The sequence below is a fragment of the Cohnella sp. LGH genome (assembly GCF_017671885.1).
Classification (GTDB): domain Bacteria; phylum Bacillota; class Bacilli; order Paenibacillales; family Paenibacillaceae; genus Cohnella; species Cohnella phaseoli.
The window spans coordinates 8,777,618-8,802,238 of sequence record NZ_CP072117.1 but is presented as its reverse complement, the minus strand read 5'-3'; the positions used below and the strand labels follow the sequence as shown (position 1 = coordinate 8,802,238).

The following is a 24,621-nucleotide window of genomic DNA, read 5'->3' as shown; positions in this document are numbered from 1 at the left end:
CGAGCGGAGGGATACGATATGAAAATCGAACATCTTACTGTGCAAGGGTGCAACGAATGGAACGAGGACGCTCTCATTCTGAACGAGCGGGAGCGGATCTACGGCGTGCTGGACGGGGCGACCTCGCTGTCGAGCGCCGTCGGCGTTGAAACGGGAGGCTATCTGGCCTCGCGGATCGCCAAGGAAGTATTCGAGACTTCGGGATTGCCGGCCGGCTGCGCGCCTCTGAGAAGCTTGGTGCTAAAGGCCAATGAGCGGATTCGGACGGCGATGCTGGAACGCGGAGTCGAAGTGAACGATAAAAATGCGCTGTGGGCGGCGGGAATCGTTGTCGTTCGCATCGGCGAGCATCAGATCGAGTACGCTCAGACAGGGGATTGCATGTTGGTAGCCGTCTACAAGGACGGTACGGTTCGTACAGTGACGCACGATCAAGTCGATCATTTCGACGAGAAGTCGCGCCTTCTCTGGGAACGGTACTCGAAGGAGGGCTTGCCCCCGGACGAAGTCCGCTCGCGCGTGTACGAGACGATCAAGCAAAATCGGCTGAAGACGAATACTTCGGAAGGCTACGCGATTCTGAACGGCGAGCCCGAGCTGGAGCATTACGTTGAGCACGGGGGACTCAATCGGATTCAGCTATCCTCTCTTCTTGTATTGACGGACGGCCTGTTCCTGCCCCGCAAGTCCGGCGAGCCGACCCCCTCGATGTCCGATATGGTTGCGCTGATCGACGAGAAGGGCTTGTCCGGTTATGTCGATTGGCTGATTGCCAACGAATACGACGAATCGCAGCAAGGCAAATATACGCGACTTAAAGTCGCTGACGACAAGACGGCCATCCGCATTTATTTTGAGTAATAATTTTGTATAATGAAGTCAATTGATTAGAGGCGATAGATAGCCCGGAAAAGAGGACGATAATCGGAGATGACGGACAAGACGATCATTCGGTTCGAGGGCGTGAAGCAGCAATACGATCGGAGTACGGTGTTGAACCGGGTCAGCTTCGAGATCGAGCGAGGCAAGTTCTACACGCTGCTCGGGCCATCTGGATGCGGGAAAACAACGATTCTGCGCTTGATTGCGGGGTTTATTCAACCGACGGAAGGGAACATTTACTTCAATGGCAAGGTGATCAACAACGTTCCGGCGGACAAGCGTCAAGTGAATACGGTATTCCAGGATTACGCTTTGTTTCCCCACCTGAACGTGTTTGAGAACGTCGCCTTCGGCTTGCGCATCAAGAAGCTGAAAAATGCCGTCATCGCCGACAAAGTGAAGGAAGCGCTGCGCTTCGTGAACCTGGAGGGGTACGAGGATCGCGAAATTACGGAGATGTCCGGCGGGCAGCGCCAACGGGTGGCGATCGCTCGGGCGATCGTCAACGAGCCGGAGGTGCTGCTGTTGGACGAGCCGTTATCGGCGCTAGACCTGAAGCTGCGAACCGAGATGCAGTACGAGCTGCGGGAGCTGCAACGTCGGCTCGGCATCACGTTCGTATTCGTCACGCACGACCAGGAGGAGGCGTTGGCGATGTCGGACGAAATCTTCGTGCTGAACGAAGGGGATATCCAGCAGAGCGGCACGCCGACGGACATCTACGATGAGCCGATCAACCGATTCGTGGCCGACTTCATCGGCGAATCGAACATCGTGCCGGGACGCATGATAGCCGACTTCCGGGCGGAATTCGCCGGGAAGCAGTTCGATTGCGTGGACCAAGGCTTCTCCCCGAACGAGCCGGTGGAAATCATGATCCGTCCGGAGGACCTGGAGATCACGGAGCCGGAGCAGGGCAATCTGGAGATCAAGGTCGACAGCCAACTGTTTCGCGGAGTCCATTACGAGATTAGCGGCTACGACAAGGCCGGCAACGAATGGCTCGTCCATTCGACGAAGAAGGCGGTCGTCGGCAGCAGCATCGGGCTGCGTTTCGATCCGGAAGCGATCCACGTCATGCGCTTCGGCGAGACGGAGGAGGAGTTCGACAAGCGGCTCGAAGCTTACTCGGATCCTGCGCAGGCGGGCGCCGCTGGTGACGGTCGATGACCCGGACGCGGAATCTCTACCTTATTCCGTACGCGGCGTGGATGGTGCTGTTTGTTGCGACTCCGATCGTGCTGATCGTTTACAATTCGTTTTTCGATGTCGATGGCAACTTTACTTGGGGAAATTTTGAGAAGTTTCTAACCCCGGTCTATTTGCGCATGACGTTTAATTCGTTCTGGTACGCGCTGCTGATTACGGCGTTTTCGCTGCTGGTCGCGTATCCGACGGCGTATTGGCTGACGCGGACGAAGCACAAGCAGCTCTGGCTGCTGCTGATCATCGTGCCAAGCTGGATCAACCTGTTGCTGAAAACCTACGCTTTTATCGGCCTATTCGGGACGTACGGCTTCGTCAATGCGGTGTTCGAAGCCGTCGGCATCGGCACGCAGCAGATTTTGTTTACCGACTTCAGCTTCGTGTTCGTGTCGGTCTATATTTTCATTCCGTTTATGATCCTGCCAATCTATAACGCGTTGGAGGAGATCAATCCGTCGCTGCTGTACGCTTCTCGGGATTTGGGAGCATCGCCGTGGATGACGTTCCGCCGCGTGGTGTTTCCGTTGACGCTTGAAGGAGTGAAGGCGGGCTGCCAGGCCGTATTCATTCCGGCGCTGTCGCTGTTCATGATCACCCGGCTCATCGCGGGCAATCGCGTCGTGACGTTGGGTACGGCGATCGAGCAGCATTTTCTCGTGACGCAGGATTGGGGCATGGGCTCGGCGATCGCCGTGCTGCTCATTATTGTCATGGCCGTCATTATGCTGATGACCGGCAACCGGGGAGCGAGGAATCGAATCCGATGAAAATGAAAAACGGAAAGCTCGCCAATGTGTATCTGGTGGCCGTGTTCGTCATTTTGTATGCGCCGATTCTTTATCTCATGTACTATTCGTTCAACAGCGCGGGCACGATGCACGGCTTCGAAAGCTTTACGCTGGAATGGTACGAGGAAGTGTTCCAGGATACGCGCCTGCTCATCATTGTGCTGAATACGGTCGTTATCGCGCTGCTGTCGTCGGCGATCTCCACGATTCTCGGCGTGATCGGCGCGCTCGCCATCCAGCGGGTGCGGAAAATCAGGCAGCGCAACTCGCTGCTGGCGATGAACAACGTACTGATCGTCAGCCCGGACGTCATTATCGGCGCCTCGTTCCTGATTTTCTTCACGATGCTGGGCATTCAGCTCGGCTTTACTTCCGTGCTGCTGTCGCATATTGCGTTCAGCGTGCCAATCGTCGTACTGATGGTGCTGCCGAAGCTGCAGGAGATGAGTCCGACGCTGATCGACGCCGCCCGGGATTTGGGCGCGAGCGGTTGGGGCGTGCTCACGAAGGTCATTATCCCGTTCCTCCGACCGGGGATTTTCGCGGGCTTCTTCATGGCGCTCACCTATTCGCTGGACGACTTCGCGGTAACGTTCTTCGTCACGGGCAACGGCTATACGACGCTGTCGGTGGAAATCTACTCGCGGGCGCGCCAAGGCATCTCGCCTTCGATTAATGCGCTGTCGACGCTGATCTTCCTGTTTACGATTACGCTCGTGCTCGGCTACTATTTCTTGACCCGGCGCGGCGACAACCGCAAGACGAAGTGGGGGGTCGTTCAGCCATGAAGCAGCTGGTCAGGTTGTTTGCGGGCGTGTTTGCGGTAGCGCTCGGGGTGATGTACTGGACGTCGCAGCTCAATTCGTCGCAGGGCTATTCGGGTGGAAATACCATTACGATTTTCAACTGGGGAGATTACATCGACCCGGACTTGATCGCCGAATTCGAGGAGGAGACGGGGATCAAGGTGATCTATCAGACGTTCGATTCCAACGAAGCGATGATGACGAAGATTGAGCAGGGCGGCACGGTGTTCGACATCGCGATTCCTTCGGAGTATGCGATCAGCAAGATGAAGGAAGAAAAGCTGTTGCTGCCTATCGACCACTCCAAGCTTCCGAATCTGGTGAATATCGATGAACGTTTTCTTGGTCTGAGCTTCGATCCGGAGAATGAATATTCGATTCCTTATTTCTGGGGCACGGTCGGCATTATCTACAATCCGACGCTGCTGAGAGAAGGGCAGACGTTCGAGAGCTGGGACGACCTGTGGGACGAGGAGCTGCGCAATCAGATATTGCTTGTGGACGGGGCGCGCGAGGTTATGGGATTCGGCTTGAACAGCTTGGGCTACTCGCTTAACGATACGAACGAGGAGCATCTGCAGGAAGCCAAGCGCAAGCTGAGCACGCTGACGCCGAACATTAAAGCGATTGTCGGCGACGAGATCAAGATGCTGTTGGCCGGGGAAGAGGCGGCGGTTGGCGTCGTCTGGTCCGGCGATGCATCCGAGATTATGTCGGAGAACGAGAGTCTGGACTATGTCGTGCCGGAGGAAGGCTCGAACCTGTGGTTCGACAATATGGTCATTCCGAATTCGGCGCGTAATCTGGACGGGGCGCACCAATTCATCAACTTTATGTTGGACCCTGAAGTTGCAGCGCGAAACACCGAATATGTCGGGTACTCGACGCCGAACGCGAAGGCGCTTGAACTGCTGCCGGAGGATATTGCGCAGGATGAGCGCTTCTACCCGTCGCCGGAGCTGACCGACAAGCTTGAGGTGTACGAGAATTTGGGGAAAAAGATGCTGTCGCATTACAACGAGCTATTCCTGGAATTCAAGATGCATAGGAAGTAGCGAATGAGATAGGAAGCGGAGAACGATACCTAAAGCAGCAAAGAAGAGATAGGAGAATAGGCCCCATGCACAACGGAAAAGCGATCATCGGCATCGATATAGGCACGACCAGCACCAAAAGCGTAGTGTTCGGAGAGGGCGGAAGTCAGCTCGGCAGCTTGGCGGTTGAATACCCGCTGCTGCAGGAGCAGCCGGGCTGGGCGGAGCAGGAGCCGGAGACGATTTTGCGCGCTCTGGCTCAGAGCGTATGCGGAGCGCTAGCCCAGAGCGGCCTGAGCGGAGAAGATGTCGCCGCCGTTGGCTTCAGCACGGCGATGCATTCCTTAATAGCCGTGGATGAGAACGGTCGCCCGCTCACCAGGAGCATTACATGGGCGGACGGGCGCAGCGAGCCCCAGGTTCGGCGGATTCGCGAGGAGCTGAACGGTCTGGCGATCTACCGAAGGACAGGCACGCCGATTCATCCGATGTCGCCGCTTCCGAAGCTGATGTGGCTTAGGGAGCACCGGCCCGAGGTGTGGGCGGAAGCGCGCCGGTTCGTATCGATTAAGGAGTACGTCATCTACCGCCTGTTCGGGGAGTGGGCCGTGGACCCGTCGTTGGCATCGTCGACCGGTCTGCTGAGCCTGGATACTCTCACATGGGACGAAGAAGCGCTGCAGGCTGCGGGGCTGGACGCGGACAAGCTGTCGGACGTGCGGCCGGTCACATACCGACTGCAAGGAATGGATCGTGCGCTGGCGGACGATATGGGGCTTCGGCCGGACACGCCGTTTTTTCTCGGCTCGAGCGACGGGGCGCTGGCCAATCTGGGCGTCGGAGCGGTCGGCCCGGGCGATACGGCGGTCACGATCGGCACGAGCGCGGCGATGCGAATGATTACGGACAAGCCGTTGACCGACGAGAGAATGCGCACGTTCTGCTATAGCGTGGCGCATGGCTCGTATGTGATCGGGGGCGCTACAAATAATGGAGCGATCGTGCTGCAGTGGATGCGGGACAGCCTGTTCGGAGGGAGCAAGACGATCGAAGAGCTGTTGAAAGCGGCTGCTGGCGTCTCTGCGGGTGCGGACGGGCTGCTGTTCCTGCCCTTCCTGTCCGGGGAGCGGGCGCCGATCTACAATGCGGAAGCGAGAGGCACGTATCTGGGCGCGAATCTCGGCCACGGTCAGGCGCACTTCGTACGGGCCGGGCTGGAAGGCGTGCTGTTCGCGGTGCTGTCGGTCGCGGAATCGCTGCGCGAACTGGCCGGTCCGGCATCCGAGATTCGCGCTTCGGGGGGCTTTGCCAAATCGCCGTTATGGCTGCAGATGCTGGCCGATATGCTCGGGCAGGAGGTGGCCGTCCCTCGCGTGACGGAGGCTTCCGCGTTCGGGGCGGCGATGATGGCGATGCAGGGGCTGGGACAGCTGGCGGATCTGAGCAGCGCCAAGGAATGGGCACCGATCGCGCAGCGGCTGCAGCCGGATTCGCAGCGGCATGCGGTCTATCGGGAGCTGTTCGCGATCTATGAGCGTTCGCGCGACGGGCTGCTGGAGCGCTTCGCCGAATTGACGCAGTTTCAGCGGCGTTCGCTGTAACCGTAGGCGTGCGCAGCAGTAGAAGCGAATTTCTACAAAGTTTGGGTTTGTGAGTGATAATAATTCTCATTGTTGGGCACAATACTGAGGAGCCGGACAAGAAGGCAGGCCGACTGTTAAATCCGGGGCCTCCTCCGAGGGAATAAGAGAAGAGCTCTCCTCTCAGCAGAAAGCGCCGGAAAGGAAAGCCCTTGGCTCTCAAACCGTAAATGCTCCGTGTAGTCGCACGAATTACATTTTCGGCTCGAAGGTTTTGCAGTCGGTCTCTTCGGAATGGGACGCTTGCTTGTTCCGGTTGTTCACGACATAGATCGAAGAGGCGTGACATTCGTTCCCGGGTCCCCAGTACTTGCACGAATTCACTTCGCACAGAACGTCTTTGGCCATAGTATGCTCACCTCCTTTCATTAGGATGGTCCATCCGAATGGCTTTATACGTGCTGAACCCCGTAAACTTTCCCGTTGGGACGGTTTACGGGGTTTTTGTGCGTGCGTGCGCGACATTGAGCTTGAGGCCACCAGGGAAAACTTTCGGAAAATGGAAGCGGAGGAAGAGGAAAAATTTTCTTGACGTAGAATAGTTCAATAGTCGGATAATGGAGAATCGTGACGGAGAGAGGATACAGCGAGATATCGGATGAAGTCGCTGTTAAAGTCACAGGGGAGGGTGCAAGATGGCTATTATTGAAGTTGTTAAATTCGACGGACCCGGAGACGTGTTCGCGTGGAAATATCCGAATGAGGAGCTGGGAACCTGGACCCAGTTAATTGTGAACGAATCGCAGGAAGCAATTCTGTTCAAGGGGGGCCGAGCGCTGGATTCGTTCCTGGCCGGCCGCCATACGCTGAGTACGGCCAATATCCCGTTCTTGCAGGAGATCGTGAATCTCCCGTTCGGCGGTCGTTCGCCATTCACCGCGGAGGTCTGGTACGTCAACAAGCTTCATGCGCTTGACGTGAAATGGGGTACGGCGACTCCGCTGCAACTGCAGGACCCGAAATATCAAATAATCGTATCGGTGCGTTCTTTCGGCCAGTTCGGTCTGCAGATCGAGGATGCGCGGAAGTTTCTGCTCAAGCTGATCGGTAAAATCCCGTTGTTTGACAAGGACGCGATGATTCGTCATTTTCGCGGCGTGCTGATGATGAATATTAAGGAATTGATTTCCTCTTACCTGGTCTTCAAGAAGATCAGCATTTTGGAGATCAACGCGTATATGTCGGAAATCTCCAAGCATGTCGAGGAACGCATTCAGCCGATATTTGCCGAATTCGGCATCCGAATATTGAATTTCTTCATCGATTCCATCAATATTCCGGATGACGATCCGGCGACGGTCCGGCTGAAAGAAGCGTTGGCTAAGCGGGCGGAGATGGACATTCTCGGCTATACGTATCAGCAGGAGCGCACCTTCGATACGCTGGAGGGAGCAGCCAAGAACGAGGGGAGCGGCAGCGCGAACGTGATGGGTGCGGGAATCGGACTCGGCATGGGCTTCGGCATCGGCGGCGCGATGGGCAACCAGGTGTCGGGTTTGGCCGGTCAGATGAACGTGGGCGGCGGCTACAACAAAGCCTGTCCGAGATGTCAGACGATGAATCGCCAGGATGCCCAATTTTGTATCTCCTGCGGGCATAATTATGCGGCGGCTCCCTCTGCGGAAGAGGTAGCATGCAGCAACTGCGGCAAGACGTTTCCTGTCGGAGCAAAGTTCTGCCTGCACTGCGGCGATCCGAATAATGCTTGCGAGAAGTGCGGAGCGGACAATCCGGAAGGAGCGACCCAGTGCGCGAAGTGCGGGCAAGCCATCGGTGGCGTCGCATGCCGCCAGTGCGGAACCAAGGTGAGCGATCCTGCGGCCAAATTCTGCCCGAACTGCGGCACGAGCATGGCGTTGAAGTGCGGTAACTGCCAGCATGAGGTAAAGCCGGGCCAGAAATTCTGTCTGGAATGCGGCACTAAGCTGATCGAATAGAAAGGGGGGAACGAATAGGGATGAATACGACAAGCTTGCAGAAGGATGACGACTCGGCCAAGAGCTTCGCTCGCATCGCGACGTTCATCTATGCAGCGGCTTTGCTCGTTACTGCGGCTCTGGTGCTATTGCTCGGACTGCCTTCCAGCAGAGCCAACCACATCTGGATTACGCTGTCGACGTTGGTTCTGGGGGAGACTTTCTTGTACGGGATCGCGGTGCACTATTTGGGCAATCGCCCCGCATCGCGCAGGCTGCTCCCCGTGTATATCGCCATGGGAATTGTTGCGGGACTGTCCTGGGTTGGGACTTTGGTGTTGATGCTGGTCTTTTCCGTGGCGCTGAATATATCGTCCTTCTATTATGGGCTGATCCAGTTTATCGTAGTGGGCGCGGCGGCGATCCTATTGGGTTTGCTGACGATCTATTTGAGAAATGCCGCCAGACAGGAGCAAGGAACATAAGCGGCGGCAATCGGAAGATTAAGCATTTGACAGGCTGCAGATTCGCAGGCAGACAAGAAGAAAAAGCGAGGCAAGACTGTTATGAAAATCAATTCTCCTAAAATCCACAGCGCATTCATTATCGCCGCCACGGTACTCTTCTTTCCGGTGGCTATTCTGCTGATCTTGATCCGGTTTGCGCTGCATAGTCCGGTAAATCACTTGCGCGCGCAGGACTATCGAATTGTCGGACATGCGTTTATGACCTTCTATGCGTTGTGCGTGCTCATTCTCATACTGGCCCTGTCGAGCGATCCTACCACGACTGTCGCGGATTTGATTCTTGTGGCGGTCGTGATGGCTGTTATCCTCGTAACGCCGGGGATTGTCTTCTACGTGCTGGCGAATGCCCGGAATAAGAAGATGCAGTTGCTTTATATAAGATACAAGCAATTGACGCTGGATGACGGCGTGCAGACGGTAAGCGGTCTGGCGCAGTTTACGGGCGAAAGCTCAAAGAACGTTACGCAGGACATCAGCTTCATGATGGCTTCAGGTTTATTTCCGAACGCCAGTTTGGACTCGGCAGGAAGGATCACGGTCACTCGTCGCAGTTCACCCGCGGCTTCATCGTCCGCGGAAGCCGCGGCAAGCACGGAAAGAGGAGCTGCCGTACGGACGCCAAGGGCGCAGACGGTAGCCGTCATCTGCTCCGGCTGCGGATCGAGCTCTGAGGTTGTTCCCGGCGAGCGGAAAGAATGCGAGTTTTGCGGGAATATGCTCTCGGTCTAGACGCAGGCAACTGTCCGCTCGGAGGAACGTTGAAGCCGCTGCCCCTGGCATAAGGGACACACTACATGTCGGGCGGCCCGTTGTGGTAGGATAGAGAGTAACACCTCGTTGGGCAGAGCTGTCAGAGGGACTAACAGGATGGAGTGGACCGGGTGACGGATTTTACGGGATTGGGCGTGTCCGAGGGACGCGTGGAAATATTGAAGGCGATGGGCATTGTGAAGCCGACGCCGGTGCAGGAGGAGACGATTCCGGTCGTCAAGGCCGGCCATGACGTGATTAGCCAGGCGCAGACCGGAACCGGGAAGACGCTGGCGTTCGTGCTGCCGATGCTGGACAAGATCAGAACGGATGTGCCCCTGGTGCAGGGGCTTATTCTGACGCCGACTCGCGAGCTGGCGATCCAGATTACCGGAGAGATCAAGAAGCTGTTGAAGCGGGAGGACGGCATCAAGGTGCTGGCCGTATACGGCGGTCAGGACGTGGAGGCTCAGCTGCATAAGCTGAAGGGCGACATGCATCTGATCGTGGCGACGCCGGGAAGACTTCTTGATCATCTGCGCCGCGAGACGATCTTGCTGGACGGCGTGAAGATGCTAGTGCTCGACGAGGCGGATCAAATGCTGCATATGGGCTTCCTGAAGGAAGTCGAGGAGATTTTGCGGCAGACGCCTTATAAGAAGCAGGCGATGCTGTTCTCGGCGACGATGCCGCCGGTTATTCGCGAGCTGGCGGGAAGAATTCTGCGTAACCCGCAGCATATTACGGTGAAGGCTGAGCGCATCACGGTTAAGGATATTCGTCAATGGGTCGTGGAGACGACGGATCGGAACAAGCAGACCACGTTGGTCCAGCTGCTGGAGGAGACGCAGCCGTATTTGAGCATTATTTTCTGCCGGACGAAGCGGCGGGCCAATACGCTGAATGTCGCGCTGCAGGAGATGGGCTACGCGTCGGACGAGCTGCACGGGGATTTGTCCCAAGCGAAACGGGAACAGGTGATGAAAAGGTTCCGCGACGCGAAGCTGCAGCTGTTGGTCGCTACGGACGTTGCGGCACGGGGGCTTGACGTCGAAGGCGTAACCCATGTGTTTAACTACGATGTTCCGCTTGATGTAGAAAGCTACATCCACCGAATCGGCCGGACGGGCCGCGCCGGGGAAAAAGGGCTGGCGATTACACTGATCGCGCCGAAGGATCGTCGGGAGTTCGGGGACATTGAGAACGGCATCCAGATGGCGATGGAGCGCAGAAGTCCGGAAGGCGCGCCGCTGGACGGCGGGAGCTTGCAAGGCCCGCGCAGCAGCGGCGGGTATGGACGGCCGGGCAGCGAGCATCGCCCGCGCGGCGAAGGCGCCCGCACGAGCTCGGCTCGCGGCGGTTCGGCTGGAGGCGGCGGTTCGTCCGGCCGGCAGGGGCGAAGAGGCGCGTCCGAAGCGCAAGCCGGGAGAGGAAGCCGCTCGGGAGGCGGGGCTAAAGGCGAGCGATTCGAGCGTGGCGGCGGCCCGGGATACGGCGCGGCGAAAGCGAAGGCTCCGCGGGGCGATCGTTCTGCCGAGCCTAAGAGCGGCGGCTTTGGGAGCGGCCGGGCGGCAAGCCCGAAAGGCGGTCAGAAGTCCGGTCCGAGATCCGCTCCGGGATTCGGAGGCGGCGGTAAGTTCGGCGCAGGAGGCAGCGGCCCCAAGCGCGGTCCGACGGGCGGCCGTGGCGGCCGCGGAGCGCAGCGGGGAAGATAAGCGGCCAAACGGAAATAAGCCATCGAGTGTAGTCCTATCAACTAAAAAAAGTCTCTGCTTCTTCGATGAAGCGGAGGCTTTTTTATTAGTCCATCTTTAGTCGTTCTAAAAATGGGGCTAGTCTGTTAGGGTTCGGGGATTTGAGCCTTAAATTTAGTTAAAGGTGCAAAGCACCTATTTACCCAGTATATGCCAAGGGTTATACTCGATATGTCGAACTTTTAGACTATTTCATAGGGCAAATGTCGTAAAATGTTCGGACAAGCAGTTATTTGAATACGGAGGCTTGGCGGAGAATGAGAATTGGCGTTGCGGGCAAGAAAATTGCAGTTTTGTTACTATCCTTCTGTCTCATGCTAAGCATTGTCGGTACCGCTGCAGCGGCGACCGATTCCGCAGGGGCGAACCAGAAGCCGGTTGGAGCCGATGTCGTAGGGCATTGGTCCGAGAAGGTGATGAAGGAATGGGCGGACAAAGGCTATATCAAAGGCTTCAGAGACGGCTCGTTAAAGCCCGATCAGACGGTTACGCGAGCGGAGTTTGCTAGCTTCGTTAACCGGGCTTACGCTTATTCCGAAGAGGCGGGAATCGCGTTCAAAGACGTATCGTCTACGGCATGGTATTATGCCGATGTGGCAAAGGCGCAAGCCGCAGGATACATAAACGGTTATCAGGATCAAACCTTCAAGCCGAATAAGACGATTACGCGCGTTGAAGCGGCAATCATGATCTCCCGAATCGGCAAGCTGAAGCAAGCGGCAGGAGCGGGAGCGCTTAAAGATACTGCCGGTATATCCTCCCAAGGCAGGGCGGCTATCGCTGCTGTCATCGCTGACGGATTGATGAGCGCGTCCGGAAGCAAGTTCCGCCCGCATGACGGGTTGACCCGCGCAGAGGCTGTCACGGTTATTGATCGTATCGTGGCCAAATCGGCTGTTAAGCAGCCAGTCTACGAAGCGACTTACGATAAGGCTGGCGTATACGGCTCCAAGTCGCAGACTACGACGGTTAAGGGCTCCGTCGCGGTTACCGCAGGCGGAGTTACTCTGAACAATATGGTCATTGAAGGAGATTTGCTTCTTGCCGAGAGCATCGGCGAGGGCGACGTGTATCTGAATCAAGTAACGGTCAAAGGCAAAACGACGATCAACGGAGGCGGCAAAAACAGTATCCACCTTCAAGACTCGGTCGTGTTGACCGTGATCGTCAACAAGAAGGACGGAAGCATCCGAATCGTTGCCGAAGGTTCGACCACGGTGGAGGAAATTACGCTGCAATCGGGTGCGCGGCTCGTGGAGTCGAACTTGACCGGCAGCGGTTTCGGAGACCTGGTCCTGTCCCAAGCAATCCCGGCCAACGCTAACGTGGAGCTGTCGGGCAGATTCGAGACGGTAGACGTTATCGCGACTTCTCTGAATATTAACTTGGAATCGGGCGCGATTGCCGAGCTTCTCGTCGGGCAATCGGCAGGAAATACGAATCTGGAGATCGGCAACGGCGCCGACGTCGCATCGTTGGTCTTGAATGCCATTGCTAAAGTCACCGGACAAGGCTCGATCGGCACGGCGACGATTAATGCCAGCGGAGCTACGATCGCGCAGACTCCGGGTCGAGTCGTCGTAGCCGATAACGTGGAGGCGACGGTAAACGGCCGAACGGCGGCTACGACCGGAACCAACTCGAACACAGGCAGCAGCAGTTCCGGTTCAAATGGCGGCGGATCCCCGACAGTTTACGGCTTTGCGGGAACGATTATTGACGCCCAAGGCAACCCGGTTGCGGGCGCGAAAATCAAGTTCCGCCGCGGCGTGAACAATGAGACGGGCGATGTAGTCGCAACGGCCGAAACGAACGAGAGAGGATATTATGTGGTTCAAGTGGCTCTCGGCGTCTATCTGGGGGAAATCATCAAGGAAGGCTACTTGACGACTTTCGTTGTAGGGGTGTCTTTGTCTGCGGGCGGCTACAATCCCGGTCAAGACGCTACGGCCGTGACGATTCCGAAGTCGGGAGAAATTCGGATCGTATTGGTTTGGGGAGAGAACCCAAGAGACGAGGACTCTCATCTGCTCGGACCGACGCCGGCGGGCAGCGGCTTCCATACCTGGTATGGAGACAAGGTTCATCGTTATAACGGAGAAGTGTACGCGGATCTGGATATCGACGATGTCACTTCCTACGGACCGGAAACAACGACGATTCGCCAGCGCGTAAACGGTACGTATCAGTTCTATGTGCACCATTTCTCCGGCATCAGCACGCTTCGCCAGTCGAACGCTCGCGTAGAAGTATACGTAGGCTCGGAAACGACCCCGTCGGCGACTTATGCCATTCCGACGGGCGAAGGCACCGAGATTTACTGGAACGTCTTCGAAATGACGATAGACGGAGCGAGTGTGACGTTCGCGGAGAAAAACGAAATGACGAACACTCCGCCGACGCCGAAATACGCAGAGGCGATCAGCAAAACGCCGCAGCCGGGAGACATCTATTACGAGAATAACTATGGAGCTCAAGATGTGCTGCGGGTAAAAAACCTTTCTGCCGGAGATGTTGTATATGCGGATGTGGGCGAGTATCGGCATACTTCCTATACTGTAGCGGAAGGGGAAACCGCGGCAGAGTTTGATCCCATGGATTTCGGAGAGGGAGCAAGCACGATCCGCATATCTGTTAAAAGCGTGAATAAAGAGATCAGTCCGGTGCTTTATTACGACATTTCGTCGGAAGCCAACTATGCGGCCGAGCAGGCGAATAAATTCGTCGATTTTACGCTAGATGCCTATACTTCAGTTACGGATACCGTCTATCTGCAAGCGAACGGGGCATTGGGCTCGAAAACGGACTTCACCATTAAGAGCATAACGCCGCCGGTTTCCGTAACGGATGCGACTTATTTGGAGGTTACAGGAGAAGGTAACGGCTATCTGAAGCTGAACAACTATAATACGACCGGCTCCGATCTTCAGTACGAGGTCGAGATCGAGGTGAGCGTCAGCGGTAAAAATAAGACAACTAAGACGGTCAGCGTGACGATCCCGACGGTTGAGAGCGCATTGGAGGATATGTTGTTGTTTGCAGGGTCGCGGCAGGCAACGGTAAACAATGCCGCCTTGGCTGCCAAAATCGCCGACGCTGAAAGCGTGCAATCGAACCCGGCTTCGACTGTACAGGAGTATATCGATGCACTGACTGAGCTTATCGCAGCATATAGAGCGGCAGCGCCGATAGGCGGGTAAACAGACCCAACGAGGAAGATAACATAAAAAAGCTGTCTCAAAAGCAGAGTCGCACAAGATGATCGATTATCTTGTACGACTCTTTTTGCTTAGGAGACAGTCCCTTTGCGATGCGATTGCGACGCCAGAAGCTCCGTAATCTGTTCTGCGGGCTTGGGCTTATGGAAGATGAAGCCTTGGATTTCGTGGCAATTGTTCTGCTGAAGGAATGACAGCTGTTCGACGGTCTCCACGCCTTCCGCGATGACGGTCAGATTAAGTCTGCTGGCGATAAGCAGCATGGCGACGATGATGGCTTCGTCTTTGCGATCTCGTGCGATGCCTTTGACGAAGGACCGATCGATTTTGATCTTGTCCACGGGCAGAAGCTTCAAATAATTTAAGGAGGAGTACTGGGTGCCGAAGTCGTCGATCGAAATGGTGAAGCCTTTCTCTCGCAACGAATGCAACGCAGGCTGCATGCCTTCTTTCATGACCAGGCTTTCGGTAATTTCCAGCTCTATGTATTGCGGGTCAAGCCGATGCTTCCCGACGATCGAAGAGATTCGCTGGGAGAGGTCCTTCTGCGCGAACTGTCTGGCCGATAGGTTAACCGCGATGCGAATCGGGGGAAATCCGGCATCCTGCCAGGCTCTGCTCTGATTGCACACCAGTTGCAATATCCGTTCTCCGATGGGGACGATCAGCCCGGTCTCCTCCGCGATCGGAATGAAATCGTTGGGCGGGATGAGCCCTCGCGTCGGATGCACCCAGCGCACCAGCGCTTCCAAGCCTACGACTTGGCCGGTGTCAACGGCGATCTGGGGCTGGTAATAGACGATAAATTCGTCATTCGCCAGCGCTACCCGAAGGCTGTTCTTGATCTCTATGGTTTCTTCGGCATTCGGGTTAAGCGTCACGTCATAGACGCGGAATTGGTTTTTGCCTTCGTCCTTGGCCCGATACATGGCTAGATCCGCATTGCGGATCAGCGAAGCGCTGTCTTGGGCATGCAAAGGGAAGAGAGCTACGCCGATGCTGGTAGTCATAAAATGCTCTGCGCCCCGAAGGATAAACGGCGACTGGAACAGCTCTTGAACCTGATGCGCGATCCGGCGGATCTGATCCATGTTCTCGATGCGGGGAATGATGAACGTGAATTCATCGCCGCCGATGCGCAAAATCTCCGCTTCGGGAAGAGAGAGCTCGGCCAACCGCTCTCCCGTCTCCTTGAGCATCATATCCCCGTGAATATGGCCTAACGTATCGTTGATCATTTTAAAATGGTCGAGGTCGAGGTACAGAAGAGCCAAGGTTTCCCCGGCCAAGCGGCACTGCTCGATTTTTTCCACTAACTGTTCGTTAAAATAAGTTCGGTTGTGCAGCCCTGTAACGGCGTCCCGGTATGCGGCCTCCGTTAGCTGTTCGAAGGTGGCTTCCAGCTTTTCGTTGGCAATCTCGAGATTGTGCGTGCGCTCCGTCACCAGCTGCTGCAGTCGGGCTTTCTGCGTCAGCTGCACATAGAGAAAGTAGATAACCAGGAGCAGCGAGCCGCCGCAGATGGACTGGAAAACGCGTACCTTGAACGCCACGGACTCGAGCTTCTCGCGGTTAGGGACGGCTGCCATCTCCCAGACTCCGTCGCCTATTTTGATCGTTTTGACGACAGCGGCCTCTGCGAACAGATCGGGATCGCCCATCAGACGAAGGGAGTTGCCTTTAATGGCGAAATCGATGCCTTTATCTCCATTGTACAGATTGGCTTCTTGAAGCATCGGAGCGATATCGAGCACGACGGATACGAAGCCCCAGAAATGGCCGTTACGAAAGATAGCTTGTCTGGAGAGCAGACCCAGCCCGTTCTGGGTCAGCACGCGCGGACCGAGAATCGTCATTTCGCCGGATTGTCTGGCTCGTTCTGCGTTGTCTCGGACTTCCGGGTCCTCATGATGAAATACATCCAGACCCATAATGTTCTCGTTGCCCTCATAGGGATATACGAATTGGGCAATTCCATCCGGATAGATGGAGAGATTTCGAATGCCGGGAATATGGTTCATGAAATTCTCGGCAAAGGTCCGAAATCGTGACTGGGATATGGAGCCGGCATGTGTAAGCTCATTGACGACGAAAGCCTGGACTCCATTGGTAAGCAGCAGTCTGCTTTGGATAGCGGCGGTCAAGGCCGAGGCGTTGGCGGACAGCTCGTATGCGGTATCGCGATTGATTTCCCGGTGGAGATTGCTCCGATAGATGTCGGATACATAAGCGACCAGACTGCCCAAAACCAGCGTTACGCATGCCAGGGTGAGCCAAATCTTCGCCGGTATGGCGGTAAATCGTTCGGTTGCGGAGATGGTGTTGAACATGAGCTAGGTCACCCCGGATGCGATCCATGTTAGTAGCGATACAACCAGTTTAAGCTATAATTGTTAAGATTGTTATCGGAAAACGGAGAAAGTTGTCATTTTCGGTCGATTAGCCGCGCGGGGCGGCTCTTATTCCGGAAAAAGAAGCCCGCAACGGAGAGTTTCCGTGGGGGCTTCTTGTCAGAATCAGCACTACTTGGAGAGCAGAGCGGCCATCTCGTCGAGCAGCCAGTCAAGCGTCAGCGGGTCGTTCATCGCCCAGCGGTCCTCTACGACATAGGCTTTGCCGTTTTGGACGGCCGGCAGGCTTTTCCAGATTGGACCTTGCAGCAGCTCCTCGGCCGCTTTCTTGCCTTCCTCCGTGCCGTTCTGGGCAATAAGGAAGAGGCGGTCTCCCGCATAGTCCGGCAGCTTCTCCAGGGAGATTGTTGCCCACAGCTCGTCCGGGTTGTTCGCGAACAGCTCGGTCACCTTGGGAGGAATTGCGAATCCGAACGCGTCGTAAAGAGTCGGATAGCTGTTTTTCTAAGAAACGAGGCTGGCATAGATGAATCTCCCCTTGATTTGATAATGATTCTCATTTGAATAATCGCTTTACATCTTACTCCGTTCGGCGGCGGGGAGCAATGGATTTTTTATCAGTTTTGGATGGACGGAATTTGGGGGAGTGTCAGGAGCTTGTTCGCAACGGGGGTCGAGGCTGAATAGAAGCATCATTCTGTTTTCAATTTAGGCTCTGAATGAGGTTTATAGTACAATAGGGAAAACATCGAATTACGGCAGGAGCGAATAGAAATGGCAGGCAACGGAAAGCTGCGCAGCGACGTGAAACCGGGATTGCAAGTCGACATCGTGCTGAAGCAGGATCAGAGAACAGGCAAACTGACGAGGGGGATTGTGAAAGAGCTGTTGACGAACTCGCCTCAGCACCCCCATGGAATTAAAGTACGGCTTCAGGATGGACAGGTTGGGCGGGTACAGAATATTGTGACGGAGTAGAATGGAAGGGGTTGTCCCCTCATTCCCCCGGGAAAGAAATTGCAGTCTCCCGACATAACCTCGACACGATTGAGCCGTATACTATAAGTTAAAAGCCAGGTTTGTGATAAAGGATTAGCAATCACATCGGCGTGTCGACCAGGAGAAGGCGATGGAGAAGATATTAATCGTCGAAGATGAAAAAAGCATCTCTATGGTGCTCAAGGCGTATCTCAGAAAAGCAGGCTATTCCGTAGAGCAAGCCTATGACGGCTACAGCGCAGTGGCTTTATTCGAACAGGAACGGCCTGCGCTTGTCCTTCTGGACCTCATGCTTCCCGGCATAGACGGAATGTCCCTCCTGCAGTGGATCAGACGCCAAAGCGATTGCCCGGTAGTCATCCTGTCGGCTCTTAACAGCGACGACCACAGAGCGAAGGGGATAGACGCCGGGGCCGATGAATACATGTGCAAACCTTTTGTCGGAGAAGAGGTCGTGGGGAGAGTGCAAGAGGTACTATATCGTCGAAGGCAGGGTTAGCCATGAGCAAAATACTGATTGTCGAGGATGATCGCATCATCTCCAGAGTGCTGAAGGCGTATCTCGTCAAGGCGGGGTACGAGGTCGAACAGGTCTATGATGGAGCAGCGGCTATTCGGGTGTTTGAACAGTGGAAGCCATCGCTTGTCCTTCTGGACGTGCTCTTGCCGAACCGGGACGGTTGGATGATTCTTAGAACAATCAGGCAAAACAGCGCATGTCCGATCATTATGCTGACGGCCCTGGACAATGTGGAGCAGCGCTTGAAGGGACTGCGGGAGGGAGCTGACGACTACCTGTGCAAGCCCTTCGTCGGAGAAGAAGTGGTTGCGCGCGTACAGGCCGTGCTAAGGCGACAATCCCATGTCGTAACGGAAGACGCCGCGATATTCGGTCAGCTCAAGATCAACTACGCTTCCCGGAAAGTCTCCGTGAAGGGCCGAGCCGTAGCCCTGACTCCGCGGGATCTGGATCTTCTGATCTTTTTCTCTCAGCATCCCAATCAATCCATTAGCCGCGAACAGCTCATCGATTCAGTCTGGGGAATAGATTACGAGGGCAGCGACAGAGCCGTCGACTTGTCCGTGAAGCGCGTACGCCATCTATTAAGCGACTGGTCTGAAGAAGAAGGAGAGATTGCGACTATTCGAGGACTGGGGTATCAATTCCGTGTCAAATAAACAGCGAAAAAGCTTGCTTTATTATTGGTCGATTCGATATTTCATCGTGCTCCTTATCAGCATTGTAATTGCAAGCGCTGCCACTATTTTTTTGATCTATTGGGATGCCAAAGGGAAGCAGCGGCTTGGGCTGGAGAATACGATTCAGGATGTAGCCGCAGAAGCGTCCAATCGGGGAGGAAAACTGCCGGAGGGGTCTGAGCTTGGACGCCTGCTGGATCAATATGCGCGCCAAAACGACTTGTGGGATCGGTCGTTTGTTTTTGTGTTCGATGCGGATCGTCGCCTAGTGCGGCAGTTTCCTCTGTATGCGCCGTTCGAGGAGGAGCAGCTGGCCGAGCGGCTGCCGGACATGATAGCAGGCGGTCTCGACATAACGGAGCTCCAATCGGATCAAGACCATTTATCGTATTTGGCGGCGGTTCGACCGATCGGGAATCCCGCGGAGACTACAGGCTATGTGGTGTATCTGGTGCAAAAACAAACGGTTGTCAAGACGACGCCGATGCAGCATCGGATTATGCGTTTCAGTATCGTGGCCGTCGCGTTTGTGATCGGTTGGGGCATTCTGTTCTTGCTGACCCGCCGGTTGCTGCAACCGATTCAGGAGACGGCGGACGCCGCCAAACAAATCGTGGCGGGCAACTATCATATCGAGTTCAATAATAATCACGACGAGAAAGAAATCTATGAACTGATGGTGGCTTTTAAGGAAATGGCCGAACGGCTGGAACATCTGGAATCGCTTCGCAACCAGCTGTTTCTCGGAGTGACGCACGAGTTGAAAACGCCTATTGCAGCGATCAGCGGTCTGGTTCAAGCGGTAAGGGATGAAGTAGTGGCCGATGAAGAGGCGAAGGAATTCCTCGAAATGAGCTTAAAGGAAACCGGTCGACTTCAGAAGATGGTAGAGGATTTGTTGGATTTTAACCGTTTTGCGGCAAAGACGGTAACCGTGGCCCATCAGCAGGTGGATCTGCGAACAGAGTTGAACGAGATGGTCGTCCGCTGGATGCGGGCGCAGGAGAAAAGAGATGTCTATCCCATCGTTGAAACGGCGGGAGAGCGGGACGACTGGCAGGCGTTCACCGATCCGGCCCGCCTGGAACAAATTATGGTTAATCTGCTCAACAATGCCGCAGAGGCGATAGACGAGAGAGGCAGCATCACCATTCGCTTGTTTGCCGATCCGTCGCATTATCGGATTGAAGTTCAAGATACCGGCGAGGGAATTCCTCCGGAAGAGCAGGAGGCGGTGTTTGAAGCCTTCTATCGAGGGCAAAAAAAGCGGACGCATGTACACGGGCTTGGCATTGGGCTGCCCTTCAGCAAATTGATTGCAAGCTCGCTGGGCGGGGATTTGGTTCTGTCCCATAGCAGTTCGGAAGGCACTGCTTTTACCCTGCGAATTCCCGTTATTCATTCCAATCGTTAGAGGCTACCCGCCGCTCGTCTCGGGCACCTGGAGGGTAACGGTATGCCCGAGACATTGGCTCCGACCATAGCTATTCCATAACCAGCCCGCCGGTAACAGGCGTGTAGGTTCCGGTCAGGAATCGCGCATCATCCCCGGCGAGAAAAGAAATGACTCCCGCCACATCCTCCGGCTCGGCGATCCGGCCAAGCGGCGTGAAGCTGCCGATCACGCGGCTCTCGTCGTCGGAGATCGTCAGAGGCTCATGCAATTTAACGAAACCGGGAGCGACGACGTTCGCCGAGATGCCGTAGGGGCCAAATTCCTGGGCAATATAGCGGGAGAAGGTGTCGAGCCCTCCTTTGGCTGTGCCGAATGCAATGTGCAGCGGCGTGGGGTCCCGGCCCTCGGTACTGGACAGGTACACGATCCGGCCGAAGTGCTGCTCCGTCATCTTCGGGATGACCGCCTTCGTCGGCTCGAAGGCTGCCTTCAATTCCTCTGTCAGCTGTCGTTCGAATCGCTCCCAAGAGAGCTCGGCGAAGGCTGAGGCTTCCGCATCCGTGCAGGCATTGCATACGAGCACATCTATGCGTCCGTAGATTTCTGTTACGTTTTCGACGAGTCTGTTCATCTGCTCCGCGCTGCGAACATCCGCTTGAATCGATACGGCCTCTCCGCCGGCGGCGGCAATCTCGGACACGACGGATGCGGCTGCCGCATCGTTCCCCAAGTCGACGACAACGACCTTCGCGCCCCGTTTCGCCAACTGCATACATGTCGCTCTTCCTACTCCATTAGCTCCTCCGGTCACAATGGTTACTTTTCCGCTTAAGGACATGATGGTTTCTCCTCCCTTAGATTGGATCGGGTGCGGCATACTGTGCAGCGATATCCAGCGCAGCCTGTCTGATCTTCGCGGCAATATCGGCTGGCTCGAGCACAATGACGTCTGTCGCATAATGAAGCACGCTTGTGATCAGCCATTTCTCGTTCGGATAGATGGATCGCACAATCAGCGTTCCGTCCGGCAGCCGTTCAATTTCGCTTTCGTCAAAACGATCCATCACGGACACGGCGGCGGATGCCTTAAACCGAAAGACAACCGGAATCACTTCCTGTTTGTCGCTCTCTTGAGGATTAACCCATTGGTCCTTTATCTGCGCAAGCGGCTCCGCTCGACGAACGAAGGTTTCGGACTGTACGGCCAACTCGCGGATTCGCGATAGCTTAAAGATCCGATAGTCCCCGCGCAGGCGGCAATAGCCATGGAGGTACCAGGAGTAGGTTTTGAGCACAAGCGTCATCGGTTCGACCTCGCGTTCCTGCTCCTCTCCTTTTCTGCTCGTGTACTTGAAGCGAAGAAGCTTCCGGTCGTTCACCGCTTGGCGCAGCGAATCGTAGCGGGTTCGGTCCTCATTGCTGTTTTTCCAGGGGGTAAAATCAATATGGATGCGTTCGCCTTCTCCTGCTCCTGCTCGTCCTTGCTCGGCTTGCGCCACCATCGCGCCTACTTTGCTGAGCAGCAAATCCATATTCGAGTCGTCATAGGCTTTCGTCGATTCAAGGCCGCGGAGCGCGGTGGATAGGGCGGTCAGTTCGTCGAAGGACAGCAGCTGCCGGTCCAGCCGGAAGCTGTCCATAATTTCGTAGCCGCCCTCCATACCGGTGTAGGAAACGATGGGAATACCGGCTTGACCAAGCGTATCCAGATCGCGATATACAGTGCGCAGAGACACCTCCAGGCGATCCGCCAACTCCTGCGCTTGTATCCTCTTCCGATTGAGCAGCAGAATGGTAATGGTCATCAGTCGTTCAAGCTTCATCGTTATCTCTCCTAGACCGGCATGGCTGGCGCTAGCCGATAATATTCATTAATGCGCTGTTGCGAGTCCTTCCCCTTCGGCAACCGGATCCATCTTATCCTTCGTCATCAGGAAGGCGGCGATCAGGGCCAAGGCAGCGGGAATCAGACTCCATGCGAAGGTTGTTCCAATGGAATTGGACAGCCCGTTCGTAATGGTCTCAAGCAGCTGCGTGTCGACGGATTGACGGAACTCCGGAATCAGCAGCGCATGAGGGTCGCTTAAATCCAAGCCGGCCGCGGCTGTGGAATTACCAGCTCCAAGAGACTGCGTGAGCTTCGAGATCAAGCTATGGCTTTGTACGATTCCGAAGACGGTGATGCCGAGCGCCATTCCGAGCGAGCGGTTGAAGTTCAAGGTCGCGCTTGCGGCTCCGCGCTGATTCGGCGGGAACGAATGAAGCACGGCAGTGCTTAGCACCGAGAAGGTGGCGCCAATCCCCAGGCCGATTAAAATCATGATCACGGTAATGAGAAGTCGAGAAGATTCTACAGTAATTTGCGACAGGAGAGCAAGGCCGGTCAGTAGTATCGTTAGCGTTCCGATCATGATCGTGCGATATTGCAGCTTGGTCATCAGAAATCCGCCAAGCGTCGCGGTGACGACCGAGCCGATCATCATCGGCAATAGCGTCAGACCCGAATTGGATGCCGATCCGCCAAGCACGCCCTGCACATAGATCGGGATGAAAATGGCTGCCGTCATGTACGCTGCGCCGCTGAGCATGGCGACCAGGTTGCTCGTTGTGTATAGTCTGCTGCGGAACAAGCCGAAGGAGATGATCGGCTCAGCCGCTTTCTTTTCCACGATGACGAGCAGTAGGGCGAGGACCGCGAAACCGGCGAACAGGCCGATAATTTGCGGGGAGTCCCACGCATAAGTTTTGCCGCCAAGCTCAAGTCCGAAGATGAAGCAGACGACAGCCCCGACGAGCAAAATGGCTCCGGCCCAATCGATCTTTTGCTTCGAGTGCTCTGCCGACTCCTTGTAAAACGCTGCAATCAGGAGCAGGGCAATGAAGCCTAGCGGCAGATTGATATAGAAGATCCACGACCAGTTGGCGTGATCGGTGATATACCCGCCCAGCAGCGGCCCAAGAACGCTCGATAGTCCGAACACCGCCCCGAACGCCCCCATCATTTTGCCGCGATCCTTAGGAGACACGACATCGAACAAAATCGTGAACGCGATGGACACCATCGCCCCGGCCCCGACGCCTTGAACGGCGCGGTATAGACTAAGCTCGACGATGGACTGCGCCATTCCGCACAATGCGGAGCCGATCATGAACACGAAGATCCCGAAGATAAAGAAACGCTTGCGACCATACATATCGGACAGCTTGCCGAAAATCGGCATGCACGCCATTTCCGTCACCATATACGCAGATGTGACCCATACGAACTTGTCGAGTCCTCCCATCTCCCCAACGATGGTTCCCATCGCCGTTGACACAATTGTGTTGTCCATCGATGCCATCAGTATGGCGAGCAATAGACCTCCAACGATGACAGATAGTTTGTTGTGCATTTTTTCCACAAAGCCCCATTCCCTTCTCGTACCTGAATTGATTGGTGTGCAATCATCTGAGACCATCATAAGGGTTCCTTGTTGACATCTGCGTGTCAGGGATGGAGCGGGAGTGACAAAAAAGTTTCTGGGGGTTGGGGTGGGGGCGGCTCACGGTGCGCTCTACCTTTGCGTCTGGCGGCAGAAATAGGATAAGCTGAGAAGTAACAGAGATTCGTACGGAGGGAAAAGAGCATCATGCAAATTCAGATCGTATGCGTAGGGAAGCTGAAGGAAAAATATTGGACGGGTGCGGTCGAGGAATACGCCAAACGACTGGGCGCATACGCACGCTTGGACATTCGGGAGCTGCCGGACGAGAAAACGCCAGACTCACTGAGCCCGGCAGAGGAGGAGCAGGTTCGCGCCCGGGAGGGCGAGCGCATCTTGGCTGCTTTGCGAGAGGGTTCTCACGTCGTCGCTCTTGCGATCGATGGCGAAACTTGGACGAGCGAGCAGCTCGCCGCCCACCTGGACAAGCAGGCCGTCTATGGCGGCGGCTCTGTTTCCTTTGTCATCGGCGGCTCGCTGGGCCTCTCGCCAGCCGTACTGGCCCGCGCCGACAAGAAGCTGTCGTTCGGGCGGATGACGTACCCTCATCAGATGATGCGGGTGATGTTGCTGGAGCAGGTTTATCGGGGGTTTAAGATTATTCGGGGGGAACCGTACCATAAATAGAACGAAAGAAGCGGGAGCGTTATTGGCAAGCTGGCGTGTAAAAGG

General features: G+C 55.6%; 22 protein-coding genes. 16 read left to right on the top strand and 6 right to left on the bottom strand.

Annotated features, from left to right (window positions below; translation table 11 throughout):
• Window positions 1–18 precede the first annotated feature (18 nt).
• The 6 genes from J4772_RS36370 to J4772_RS36345 all read left to right on the top strand — a co-directional run bounded on the left by J4772_RS36370 (window position 19) and on the right by J4772_RS36345 (window position 6,317).
• The gene (locus tag J4772_RS36370) at window positions 19–861 is read left to right on the top strand and encodes a protein phosphatase 2C domain-containing protein (protein ID WP_209073626.1); all 843 of its coding nucleotides are present in this window, start codon (window positions 19–21) and stop codon (window positions 859–861) included.
• Window positions 862–930: 69 nt separating this feature from the next.
• Complete coding sequence (locus J4772_RS36365) at window positions 931–2,052, top strand: ABC transporter ATP-binding protein (RefSeq protein WP_116060909.1); 1,122 nt, start codon at window positions 931–933, stop codon at window positions 2,050–2,052.
• On the top strand, window positions 2,049–2,855 hold the full coding sequence (locus J4772_RS36360) for an ABC transporter permease (RefSeq protein WP_116060908.1): 807 nt from the start codon (window positions 2,049–2,051) through the stop codon (window positions 2,853–2,855). Before J4772_RS36365 ends, J4772_RS36360 begins: the two co-directional genes overlap by 4 nt.
• Complete coding sequence (locus tag J4772_RS36355; RefSeq protein WP_209073625.1) at window positions 2,852–3,664, top strand: ABC transporter permease; 813 nt, start codon at window positions 2,852–2,854, stop codon at window positions 3,662–3,664. The genes J4772_RS36360 and J4772_RS36355 overlap by 4 nt, the downstream gene beginning before the upstream one ends.
• Complete coding sequence (locus J4772_RS36350; RefSeq protein WP_209073624.1) at window positions 3,661–4,737, top strand: ABC transporter substrate-binding protein; 1,077 nt, start codon at window positions 3,661–3,663, stop codon at window positions 4,735–4,737. The genes J4772_RS36355 and J4772_RS36350 overlap by 4 nt, the downstream gene beginning before the upstream one ends.
• 65 nt (window positions 4,738–4,802) lie before the next feature.
• Window positions 4,803–6,317, top strand: coding sequence for a gluconokinase (locus J4772_RS36345; protein WP_209073623.1), 1,515 nt, complete (start codon window positions 4,803–4,805; stop codon window positions 6,315–6,317).
• Window positions 6,318–6,548: 231 nt separating this feature from the next.
• Here the strand turns inward: J4772_RS36345 and J4772_RS36340 are convergent, their stop codons facing one another.
• Window positions 6,549–6,704: a DUF1540 domain-containing protein gene (locus J4772_RS36340; RefSeq protein WP_094047117.1), complete on the bottom strand. Its 156-nt coding sequence runs from the start codon at window positions 6,702–6,704 to the stop codon at window positions 6,549–6,551.
• A gap of 287 nt (window positions 6,705–6,991) precedes the next feature.
• On the opposite strand from J4772_RS36340, the gene J4772_RS36335 reads away from it, so the two are divergent.
• From J4772_RS36335 to J4772_RS36315, 5 genes are all read left to right on the top strand, one after another.
• Entirely contained in the window at window positions 6,992–8,293 is a 1,302-nt protein-coding gene (locus J4772_RS36335; protein ID WP_209073622.1) for an SPFH domain-containing protein, read from the top strand.
• Between the two features lie 20 nt (window positions 8,294–8,313).
• Window positions 8,314–8,757: a hypothetical protein gene (locus J4772_RS36330; RefSeq protein WP_116060903.1), complete on the top strand. Its 444-nt coding sequence runs from the start codon at window positions 8,314–8,316 to the stop codon at window positions 8,755–8,757.
• Window positions 8,758–8,838: 81 nt separating this feature from the next.
• Window positions 8,839–9,528: a hypothetical protein gene (locus tag J4772_RS36325; protein ID WP_209073621.1), complete on the top strand. Its 690-nt coding sequence runs from the start codon at window positions 8,839–8,841 to the stop codon at window positions 9,526–9,528.
• A 152-nt stretch (window positions 9,529–9,680) separates the two neighbouring features.
• Window positions 9,681–11,264 (top strand): DEAD/DEAH box helicase, encoded by a 1,584-nt coding sequence (locus J4772_RS36320; RefSeq protein ID WP_209073620.1) that lies wholly within the window; start codon window positions 9,681–9,683, stop codon window positions 11,262–11,264.
• A gap of 296 nt (window positions 11,265–11,560) precedes the next feature.
• Window positions 11,561–14,503 (top strand): S-layer homology domain-containing protein, encoded by a 2,943-nt coding sequence (locus J4772_RS36315; protein ID WP_209073619.1) that lies wholly within the window; start codon window positions 11,561–11,563, stop codon window positions 14,501–14,503.
• Window positions 14,504–14,592: 89 nt separating this feature from the next.
• Here J4772_RS36315 and J4772_RS36310 read toward each other — a convergent pair whose 3' ends face one another.
• Together J4772_RS36310 and J4772_RS36305 are read right to left on the bottom strand one after the other, a co-directional pair.
• A complete protein-coding gene (locus J4772_RS36310; protein ID WP_209073618.1) occupies window positions 14,593–16,851 on the bottom strand; it encodes a putative bifunctional diguanylate cyclase/phosphodiesterase in 2,259 nt (752 codons plus the stop codon).
• A gap of 192 nt (window positions 16,852–17,043) precedes the next feature.
• Entirely contained in the window at window positions 17,044–17,322 is a 279-nt protein-coding gene (locus J4772_RS36305) for an ABC transporter substrate-binding protein (protein WP_209073617.1), read from the bottom strand.
• A 324-nt stretch (window positions 17,323–17,646) separates the two neighbouring features.
• Between J4772_RS36305 and J4772_RS36300 the strand changes: the two genes are divergently transcribed.
• The 4 genes from J4772_RS36300 (at window position 17,647) to J4772_RS36285 (ending at window position 20,485) form a co-directional block, all read left to right on the top strand.
• Window positions 17,647–17,850 (top strand): YwbE family protein, encoded by a 204-nt coding sequence (locus tag J4772_RS36300; RefSeq protein ID WP_116060897.1) that lies wholly within the window; start codon window positions 17,647–17,649, stop codon window positions 17,848–17,850.
• Between the two features lie 151 nt (window positions 17,851–18,001).
• Entirely contained in the window at window positions 18,002–18,370 is a 369-nt protein-coding gene (locus J4772_RS36295; RefSeq protein ID WP_209073616.1) for a response regulator transcription factor, read from the top strand.
• Window positions 18,371–18,372: 2 nt separating this feature from the next.
• On the top strand, window positions 18,373–19,050 hold the full coding sequence (locus J4772_RS36290) for a response regulator transcription factor (protein ID WP_209073615.1): 678 nt from the start codon (window positions 18,373–18,375) through the stop codon (window positions 19,048–19,050).
• Window positions 19,040–20,485 carry a HAMP domain-containing sensor histidine kinase gene (locus tag J4772_RS36285; protein ID WP_209073614.1) on the top strand — a complete coding sequence of 482 codons (1,446 nt, stop codon included), beginning with the start codon at window positions 19,040–19,042 and terminating at the stop codon, window positions 20,483–20,485. The genes J4772_RS36290 and J4772_RS36285 overlap by 11 nt, the downstream gene beginning before the upstream one ends.
• A gap of 70 nt (window positions 20,486–20,555) precedes the next feature.
• Here the strand turns inward: J4772_RS36285 and J4772_RS36280 are convergent, their stop codons facing one another.
• From J4772_RS36280 to J4772_RS36270, 3 genes are read right to left on the bottom strand one after another with little or no spacing between them, the layout of a single operon-like run.
• Complete coding sequence (locus J4772_RS36280; protein ID WP_209073613.1) at window positions 20,556–21,305, bottom strand: SDR family NAD(P)-dependent oxidoreductase; 750 nt, start codon at window positions 21,303–21,305, stop codon at window positions 20,556–20,558.
• A 16-nt stretch (window positions 21,306–21,321) separates the two neighbouring features.
• Window positions 21,322–22,290 carry a helix-turn-helix transcriptional regulator gene (locus J4772_RS36275; protein WP_209073612.1) on the bottom strand — a complete coding sequence of 323 codons (969 nt, stop codon included), beginning with the start codon at window positions 22,288–22,290 and terminating at the stop codon, window positions 21,322–21,324.
• A 48-nt stretch (window positions 22,291–22,338) separates the two neighbouring features.
• The gene (locus J4772_RS36270) at window positions 22,339–23,859 is read right to left on the bottom strand and encodes an MDR family MFS transporter (RefSeq protein ID WP_209077659.1); all 1,521 of its coding nucleotides are present in this window, start codon (window positions 23,857–23,859) and stop codon (window positions 22,339–22,341) included.
• Between the two features lie 237 nt (window positions 23,860–24,096).
• Here J4772_RS36270 and rlmH point away from each other — a divergent pair, with 237 nt between their 5' ends.
• The gene (gene rlmH, locus J4772_RS36265; RefSeq protein WP_209073611.1) at window positions 24,097–24,576 is read left to right on the top strand and encodes a 23S rRNA (pseudouridine(1915)-N(3))-methyltransferase RlmH; all 480 of its coding nucleotides are present in this window, start codon (window positions 24,097–24,099) and stop codon (window positions 24,574–24,576) included.
• Window positions 24,577–24,621: the final 45 nt, after the last annotated feature.